Genomic DNA, 8,490 nt, shown 5'->3' on the forward strand with positions numbered 1-8,490 from the left:
CGGCACAGGGGGCTCAGGCGTGCCGGCGGATCTCCACCGTGCGGAACCGGTTGGCGACGAACGCGCCGTCGCAGTAGGCCGAGTTGGCGGCCGGGTTGGCCCCGGTGCCGTGCAGGTCGGAGAAGGCGGCGGTCTGGTTGGGGAAGACCCCGCCGGTCAGGTTGAGCGAGAGCGAGACGCCGGAGTCCAGCGCGGCCTCGACCAGCAGCGCCTCCACCTCGGGCGAGGTGGTGTAGCCGGAGGCCGTCATGGCGCCCTTCTCGCGGACCGTGGTGCGCAGCAACTCGACGGCGGCGGCGGTGGATTCGACGGCGACGGCGAAGGAGACCGGGCCGAAGCACTCGCTGCGGAAGACCGCGCGGTCGTCCGGCTTGTCGGCGTCCAGCCTGACCAGCGCCGGGGTGCGGACGGTCGCGCCGGGGAAGTCCGGCGAGGTCACCGCGCGCGGGGCGAGGGCGAGTTCGCCGTACTCGCCGCCGGCCGCGGCGGCCGAGCGCTGGAGCACCCCGGGGTTGACCACGGCGCCGAGGATCGCCGCGGCGCGGGCGTCGTCGGAGAGCAGGCCCTCGATGGCGCCGGCCAGGTCGGTGACCACCTGGTCGTAGGACTTGTCGCCCTGGTCGGTGGCGATGCCGCCGCGCGGGATCAGCACGTTCTGCGGGGTGGTGCACATCTGGCCGCTGTAGAGGGAGAGCGCGAAGGCCAGGTTGCCCAGCATGCCCTTGTAGTCGTCGGTGGAGTCGATGACGACGGCGTTGACGCCGGCCTTCTCGGTGTACACCTGCGCCTGCTTGGCGTGCTCCTCCAGCCAGTCGCCGAAGGAGGTGGAGCCGGTGTAGTCGATCAGCCTGATCTCGGGGCGGACCGCGAGGGTGGCGGCGACGGTGCCGCCCTCGTGCTCGGCGGCCAGGGCGACCAGGTTGGGGTCGAAGCCGGCCTCGGCGAGCACCTCGCGGGCGATGGCGACGGTCAGCGCGAGCGGCAGGACGGCCCGGGGGTGCGGCTTGACCAGGACGGGGTTGCCGGTGGCCAGCGAGGCGAACAGGCCCGGGTAGCCGTTCCAGGTGGGGAACGTGTTGCAGCCGATCAGCAGCGCGAGGCCGCGCGGGACGACGGTGAACTCCTTGGTCATCACCAGCGGGTCGCGCTTGCCCTGCGGCTTGGTCCAGCCGGCCTGCTTCGGCAGCCGGGTCTGCTCGGCGTACGCGTAGGCGACCGCCTCCAGGCCGCGGTCCTGGGCGTGCGGGCCGCCGGCCTGGAAGGCCATGCCGTAGGCCTGGCCGGTGGTGTGCATGACGGCCTGGGCGAACTCGTGGGAGCGGGCGTTGATCCGGTGCAGGATCTCCAGGCAGACGGCGGCGCGCTCCAGCGGGGTCGCGGCGGCCCAGCCGGGGCGGGCGGCGGTGAGCGCGGCGATCAGCGCGTCCGGGTCGGCGTGCGGGTAGGTGATGCCCAGCTCGACGCCGTACGGGGAGGCCTCGCCGCCGACCTGGTCGCCGTCGGTGGGGTGGCCTGCGAGGGCGAAGGGCTTGCCGAGCAGGGCGTCGAAGGCGGCCTTGCCGTCCGCCGGCCCGCTCTCGCCGTACGCCTTGGGGAACTCGGGGTAGGGCGACCAGTAGTCGCGCTCGGCGGCGGCGGCGAGCGCGGCGTCCAGGGTGGCCTGGTGGCGCTCGACCAGCTCGCTGACGAGGGGGTGGGTGACCGCTGCGGACATCTGTGCGCTCCTCGGAGGGCCTCGGAAAGCAGGACGGGACACGTCACAGAGTAACCGAACGATCGGTCGGCTCACGAGGGTGTGACGGGGGGAATCCACCGGGAAACGCGCGGGGGCGCGTCCGTGACGGACGCGCCCCCCGGGGGCTCGGGTGGTCCGGGTCTACGGCACGCCGAGCTCGAAGATGACGTACCCGGCGTACCAGCCGGAGGCGACCGCGCCGGTGCCCAGGACGGTGGCCAGCACCGGCAGGCTCAGCTTGCGCATCCCCACCGCCAGCGCGATGAACAGCGGGAACGCGGGCAGCAGGTAGCGGGAGACGTTGCCGAAGATGCCCAGGCTGCCGAGCACCGAGACGATCGTGGCCAGCGTGTAGGCGGTCAGCACCAGCGGCGGGCGCAGCCGGACCAGCAGCACGATCAGCACCGGCAGGCTGAGCACGATCAGGGTGGCGAACAGGTCCGGCACCGGGAAGGCGAAGGGGTAGTCGCTGCGGCCCAGCAGCACCCCGCGGATCGCGTGCCAGGTGCCCTGGCCCCAGTCGAAGTAGTGCAGCCAGGCGTCGTGCTGGAGGCGGAAGTAGCCGCCCCACTCGCCCGTCCGCCAGCCCACCCAGCCCACGTAGCCGAGCAGGCCGAGCGGGGCCAGCAGCATCGCGGCCAGCGGGCGCAGGACGCCGCTCTCGCGGCGGTACAGCTCGACCAGCGCGGCCAGGCCGACGGCGCCGATCAGGGCCGCGGAGGTCGGCCGGTTGAGCCCGGCGACCAGGGTGATCACCCCGGCCGCGACCCACTGCCTGGCCATCACGCAGTAGCAGGCCCAGGCGGCCAGCGCGACGAAGAGGGAGTCCGAGTAGACCGCCCACTCGGCGCCGGAACCCGGGGCGATCGCCCAGATGCCGGCCGCGATCACGCCGGAGCGGGCGTCGCCGGTCAGCTTCTCCACCACGGCGTAGATGCCGGCCGCGGCGAACAGCGAGGCCACCACCGAGACCAGCATCCCGGCGCCGTACAGGCCGAGGCCGGTGACGTCCGAGGTCATCCGCATCAGGCCGGGGTAGAGCGGGAAGAACGCCGCCGAGTTCTGCTCGACGCTGAAGCCGACCGGGCCGTTCGGTATCGGGACGAGCGCCGGGTGGTAGCCGAACTTCGCCACCTGCTGGTACCACCAGCCGTCCCAGGTGGCCACCACGTCCCAGGGGTTGGCGCCGCCGCCGAACCGGGCCGGCTTCTTGGCGTACTCCCCGGAGAAGGAGAGCAGCTTCATGAAGACGGTGAAGCCGATCAGCTTCAGCACCGCGTAGCACCACACCGCCGGCCCGAAGCGGACCACCAGCGCGCGGCCGCGCTCCTGCCAGCTGCGCGCGGTGTCCTCCGGCTCCTCGCTGCGCTTCTCTGGCACGTCGGAGGCGACTGCCGGTATTGCGTTCATGTCCCCAGCCTTGGACGTGGACGGATCGTCCGCAGAGTCTAGGGCCTGCCCCTGTCGGCGTCCCTTGGTTGGTGTGGACCAGTCGGACCCGCTCGCGTGACGGGGGTGACGGCCGGGGATACTCGGAGGATGGCCGATCACACCACGCGCACCGCCTACACCGTGGAGTCACTGCTCGCGGTGACCGTCGACGTGTTCAACGAGCGCGGCTACGACGGCACCTCGATGGAGGACCTGTCCCGGGCGGCTGGGATCTCCAAGTCCTCCATCTACCACCACGTGCGCGGCAAGGAGGAGCTGCTGCGGCTGGCGGTCGGGCGGGCGCTGGACGGGCTGTTCGCGATCCTGGCCGAGCCCGCGGCGGTCGAGGGCCCGGCGGTGGAGCGGCTGGAGCACGTGGTGCGCCGCACCGCCGAGGTGCTGCTGGACGAGCTGCCGTACGTGACGCTGCTGCTGCGGGTGCGCGGCAACACGGCCACCGAGCAGTGGGCGCTGGAACGCCGGCGGGACTTCGACCACCAGGTCGCCGAGCTGCTGCGGGCGGCGGTCGCGGACGGCGCGCTGCGTTCGGACGTGGAGCCGCGGCTGGCCACCCGGCTGCTGTTCGGGATGATCAACTCGATCGTGGAGTGGTACCGGCCGGGGCTCAAGGCCGCCGACGGGGTCGCGGACGCGGTGGTCCACCTGGCCTTCGACGGGCTGCGGGCGCGCTGACCGGCCTTTCCGGGGCCGCTGCCTTTCCGGGGCCGCTGCCTTTCCGGGGTCTCTGCCTTTCCCGGGTTCCGCCCTTGAGGCGGAGCCCGCCTCAGAGCGGCGGCACCTGGTCGGTCTCCTCGAAGACCAGCATGGTGCGGGTGCCGAGCACCTGGGGGATGGACTGGATGCTGCCCAGCACCAGCTCCCGCAGGGCCTTGTTGTCGGCGGTGTGCACCAGCAGCAGGACGTCGAAGTCCCCGCCGACCAGCGCGATGTGTGCCACCCCGGGCAGCTCCAGCAGCTGCTCGCGCACCGTCCGCCAGGAGTTCTGGACGATTTTCAGGGTGACGTACGCCGACGCGGCCTGACCGGCCCGTTCGTGGTCCACCCTGGCAGTGAAGCCGCGGATGATGCCGTCCTCGACCATCCTGGAGATCCGGGCGTACGCGTTGGCCCGGGACACGTGCACCCGCTCGGCCACCGAGCGGATGGAGGCGCGACCGTCCTGCTGCAGCAGCCGCAGGATCGACCGGTCGACCCGGTCGAGTCTGGACATCTGTTCAGCCGACATGACCCCCCACCCCCACCGATTGGACGCACTGCCACCAGTCGACCGCCGTACAGGCCGAATGTCCACCACCTTGTCACGCTTCTGGTCAAGATGAACAGACGACCGAACAATCGGTAGGGAGCCCCCGCAACCCCTGGAGGTGCCCCGAGATGACCGTTCTCGACCACAGACACCACGCGGGTGTACCCGGTTGGCTGCCCGGGGCCACCGCCCCGCGCACCGATCCGGCACCCCTCCTCCCGGACCCCTCCCCCGTCCGGGCGATCGGCACCCCCGCGCTGGAGAAGTGCGACCCCGCCCTGCTGCGCGAGCTGTACCGCCGCCTGGTCGTCGGCCGCCGGTACAACCAGCAGGCCACCACCCTGACCAAGCAGGGCAGGCTCGCCGTCTACCCGGCGTCCACCGGCCAGGAGGCCTGCCAGGTCGCCGCGGCGCTGGTGCTCGGCGAGCACGACTGGCTCTTCCCCAGCTACCGCGACACCCTCGCCGTGGTCTCCCGGGGCGTCGACCCGCTGGAGGCGCTGACCCTGCTGCGCGGCAGCGCCCACACCGGCTACGACCCGCGGGCCAGCCGCACCGCCCCGCTCTGCACCCCGCTCGCCACCCAGGCCCCGCACGCCGTCGGGCTGGCGCACGCCGCCCGCCTGCGCGGCGAGCCGGTGGTCGCGCTGGCGATGCTCGGCGACGGCGGCACCAGCGAGGGCGACTTCCACGAGGCGCTGAACTTCGCGGCCGTACTGGACGCCCCGGTGGTCTTCCTGGTGCAGAACAACGGCTACGCGATCTCCGTGCCGCTCAGCGCCCAGTCCGCCGCGCCGAGCCTGGCCCACAAGGCCGTCGGCTACGGGATGCCGGGCCGGCTGGTGGACGGCAACGACGCGCCCGCCGTGCACTCGGTGCTGACCGAGGCGGTCGAGCGGGCCCGGGCCGGCGGCGGCCCGACCCTGGTCGAGGCGCTGACGTACCGGATCGACGCCCACACCAACGCCGACGACGCCACCCGCTACCGCACCGAGCCCGAGGTGGCCGCCTGGCGCGAGCACGACCCGATCCTGCTGATGGAGCGGGCGCTGCGCGGACTCGGCGTGCTGGACGACCGCCTGGTGCGGGAGGCGGCCGACGAGGCGGAGGCGCTGGCGGCCCGGATGCGGGCCGAGTTCCACGCCGACCCGGAGCTGGACCCGATGTCGCTGTTCGCCCACGTCTACGCCGAGCCGACCCAGCAACTGCGCGAGCAGGCCGCGCAGTTGGCCGCCGAGCTGGCCGCCGAGGCGGAGGTGGCGGACCGATGAGCACGGCGACACCCGTCCGTACCGCGTCCATGGCCCAGGCGCTCAACTCCGCGCTGCGGGACGCCATGCGCGAGGACCCGGCGGTGCACGTGCTCGGCGAGGACGTCGGCGCGCTCGGCGGGGTCTTCCGGATCACCGACGGGCTCACCGCCGAGTTCGGACCGGAACGCTGCCTGGACACCCCGCTGGCCGAGGCCGGCATCCTCGGCACCGCGATCGGCATGGCGATGTACGGGCTGCGCCCGGTCGTCGAGATGCAGTTCGACGCCTTCGCCTACCCGGCGCTGGAGCAGCTGTTCTCGCACGTCGCCAAGATGCGCAACCGTACGGCGGGCCGGCTCCCGCTGCCGATCACCGTCCGCATCCCGTACGGCGGGGGCATCGGCGGCGTCGAGCACCACAGCGACGCCTCCGAGGCGTACTACACCAGCACCCCGGGCCTGCACGTGGTCACCCCGGGGACGGTGGCCGACGCGTACGGGCTGCTGCGGGCCTCGATCGCCTCCGACGACCCGGTGGTGTTCCTGGAGCCCAAGCGGCTCTACTGGGGCAAGGCCGAGTTCGACCCGGACGCGCCGGTCGAGCCGATCGGCCGGGCGGTGCTGCGGCGCGCCGGCACCTCCGCCGTGCTGATCACCTACGGCCCCTCGCTGCCGGTCTGCCTGGCGGCGGCGGAGGCGGCGCAGGCCGAGGGCTGGGACCTCGCGGTGCTGGACCTGCGCACCCTGGTGCCGTTCGACGACGAGACGGTCTGCCGGGTGGTGCGCTCGCTCGGCCGGGCCGTGGTGGTGCACGAGGCGAGCGGCTTCGGCGGCACCGGCGCGGAGATCGCCGCCCGGGTCACCGAGCGCTGCTTCCACCACCTGGCCGCGCCCGTGCTGCGGGTCACCGGCTTCGACGTCCCGTACCCGCCGCCGATGCTGGAGCACCACCACCTGCCCGGGGTGGACCGGATCCTGGACGCGGTCGCCCGACTGCAGTGGGAGGACCGAGGATGATGCCCGTCGTACGGGAGTTCCGGCTGCCCGACCTCGGTGAGGGGCTCACCGGGGCGGAGGTGGTGCGCTGGATGGTCGAGGTCGGCGAGGTGGTCGTGGTCGACCAGCCGGTGGTGGAGGTGGAGACCGCCAAGGCCGTGGTGGAGGTGCCCTGCCCGTACGGCGGGGTGGTCACCGCGCGGTACGGCGAGGTGGGCGAGGAGATCGCCGTGGGCGCGCCGCTGGTGACGGTCGCGGTGGCGCCGGCGGAGGGGAGCGGCCTGGAGGCTCCGGCGGGGCCGGGCTCTGCCGCCGCGCCTGCCGCTGCCGCTGTGGCCGCCTCCGCGTCCGCCTCCGTGTCCGCCGAGGTGGAGCGGCCGCTGGTCGGGTTCGGGGTCGCCGAACCGGGCCGGGGTGGGCGGCGGCGCCGGGTCGGGGCGCCGGCCTCGGCTGGTGCTGGTGCTGGTGCTGGTGCTGGTGCTGGTGCCGGTGCCGGTGCTGTGGCCGTGGCCGTGCGGGCTCCGGTCGTCCCGGCCGGGCCGGCGGTGGTGCCGGTGATCTCGCCGCTGGTGCGGCGGCTGGCCCGGGAGCAGGGGGTCGACCTGGCCGCGCTCACCGGGAGCGGGCCGGACGGACTGATCATGCGCGCGGACGTCGAACGGGCGGTCGCGGCCGGGGTGGCCGCTCCGGCGCCGGTCGGGCCCGCCGGGCAGGACAGCGTGGTCCCGCTGCGCGGGCTGCGCAAGGCGGTGGCCGAGAAGCTGAGCCGCAGCCACCGGGAGATCCCGGCGGCGACCTGCTGGGTGGACGCCGACGCCACCGAACTCATGGCACTGAGGCGGCAGTTGAACGCCACGCCGGGGCCGAAGGTGAGCGTGCTGGCGCTGCTGGCGCGGATCTGCACGGTCGCCCTGGCGCGCTTCCCGGAGCTCAACTCCTCGGTGACCGGGGACGGTTCGGGAATCGTCCGGCATTCGGCGGTGCACCTGGGCTTCGCCGCGCAGGGCGAGCGCGGGCTGGTCGTCCCGGTGGTGCGGGACGCGCAGAACCGCAGCACCGAGCAACTCGGCGAGGAGCTGGGTCGGTTGACCGAGGCGGCGCGCAGTGGCGCGCTCACCCCGGCCGAACTGACCGGCGGCACCTTCACGTTGAACAACTACGGGGTGTTCGGCGTGGACGGCTCCACCCCGATCCTCAACCACCCGGAGGCGGCGATGCTCGGGGTCGGTCGGATCGTCGCCAAACCCTGGGTCCACCAGGGGGAGTTGGCGGTGCGCGAGGTGACCCAGCTGTCGTTCACCTTCGACCACCGGGTCTGCGACGGCGGGACGGCGGGCGGCTTCCTGCGGTTCGTCGCGGACTGCGTGGAGCAGCCGGGGATGCTGCTGCGGCAGCTCTGAGTACGGCCGTCGAGGCCGGTCCGCCGTTGCCCTGGGTGTGCGGACGGACACCCGGGGCGACCGGCGGGCGGGGAGAGTAGCGCGTTCCGGGCCCGGATGTCCGGGCTTCGCGTGATTCGTCGGACGGCCGGTCGGGCCGTGCCACGCTGCCCTGGCGCCAGTAGCGACAAGCCAGGTGGTGGCGCAGGCCGGCCGGAGGGCGAAACGATTCTCTTGGGTACTCGAAACGTCGCGGTGAAGTCCCGCGGAACAGTCCTGGTCCGTACCGGGCACGGCTCGGCGGGGGTCTCGGCCGTCCCGGGCCTGCGGCCGTCCGCGGCCGACGGCGGCCCGTCGCGGGAGGCGGTCGTCCGGCCGCCGATGCCCCTGGCCCCGCCGGTGCCCCCCGCCCCGCCGATGTCCCCGGCCC

7 protein-coding genes are annotated in these 8,490 nt (G+C 73.7%); 4 read left to right on the forward strand and 3 right to left on the reverse strand.

Features of this window, described 5'->3' with window-relative positions; genetic code table 11:
* Positions 1-13: 13 nt before the first annotated feature.
* Together paaN and ACFU6K_RS21935 are read right to left on the reverse strand one after the other, a co-directional pair.
* Positions 14-1,714: a phenylacetic acid degradation protein PaaN gene (paaN, locus tag ACFU6K_RS21930; RefSeq protein WP_380665465.1), complete on the reverse strand. Its 1,701-nt coding sequence runs from the start codon at positions 1,712-1,714 to the stop codon at positions 14-16.
* Between the two features lie 162 nt (positions 1,715-1,876).
* The gene (locus ACFU6K_RS21935; protein ID WP_380665467.1) at positions 1,877-3,145 is read right to left on the reverse strand and encodes a hypothetical protein; all 1,269 of its coding nucleotides are present in this window, start codon (positions 3,143-3,145) and stop codon (positions 1,877-1,879) included.
* A gap of 129 nt (positions 3,146-3,274) precedes the next feature.
* Between ACFU6K_RS21935 and ACFU6K_RS21940 the strand changes: the two genes are divergently transcribed.
* Positions 3,275-3,859: a TetR/AcrR family transcriptional regulator gene (locus ACFU6K_RS21940; RefSeq protein ID WP_380665469.1), complete on the forward strand. Its 585-nt coding sequence runs from the start codon at positions 3,275-3,277 to the stop codon at positions 3,857-3,859.
* A gap of 91 nt (positions 3,860-3,950) precedes the next feature.
* Here the strand turns inward: ACFU6K_RS21940 and ACFU6K_RS21945 are convergent, their stop codons facing one another.
* Positions 3,951-4,412, reverse strand: a complete 462-nt coding sequence (locus ACFU6K_RS21945; protein WP_049652805.1) for an Lrp/AsnC family transcriptional regulator — start codon at positions 4,410-4,412, stop codon at positions 3,951-3,953.
* 149 nt (positions 4,413-4,561) lie between these two features.
* Between ACFU6K_RS21945 and pdhA the strand changes: the two genes are divergently transcribed.
* Genes pdhA through ACFU6K_RS21960 form a run of 3 tightly spaced genes read left to right on the forward strand, consistent with a single transcriptional unit; the run spans position 4,562 to position 8,081 of the window.
* Entirely contained in the window at positions 4,562-5,704 is a 1,143-nt protein-coding gene (gene pdhA, locus ACFU6K_RS21950) for a pyruvate dehydrogenase (acetyl-transferring) E1 component subunit alpha (protein ID WP_380665471.1), read from the forward strand.
* Positions 5,701-6,702, forward strand: coding sequence for an alpha-ketoacid dehydrogenase subunit beta (locus tag ACFU6K_RS21955; protein ID WP_380665473.1), 1,002 nt, complete (start codon positions 5,701-5,703; stop codon positions 6,700-6,702). The genes pdhA and ACFU6K_RS21955 overlap by 4 nt, the downstream gene beginning before the upstream one ends.
* Positions 6,702-8,081, forward strand: a complete 1,380-nt coding sequence (locus tag ACFU6K_RS21960; protein ID WP_380665475.1) for a dihydrolipoamide acetyltransferase family protein — start codon at positions 6,702-6,704, stop codon at positions 8,079-8,081. The genes ACFU6K_RS21955 and ACFU6K_RS21960 overlap by 1 nt, the downstream gene beginning before the upstream one ends.
* Positions 8,082-8,490: the final 409 nt, after the last annotated feature.

The organism is Kitasatospora sp. NPDC057512 (genome assembly GCF_042802135.1).
In the GTDB taxonomy this organism is placed as follows: domain Bacteria; phylum Actinomycetota; class Actinomycetes; order Streptomycetales; family Streptomycetaceae; genus Kitasatospora.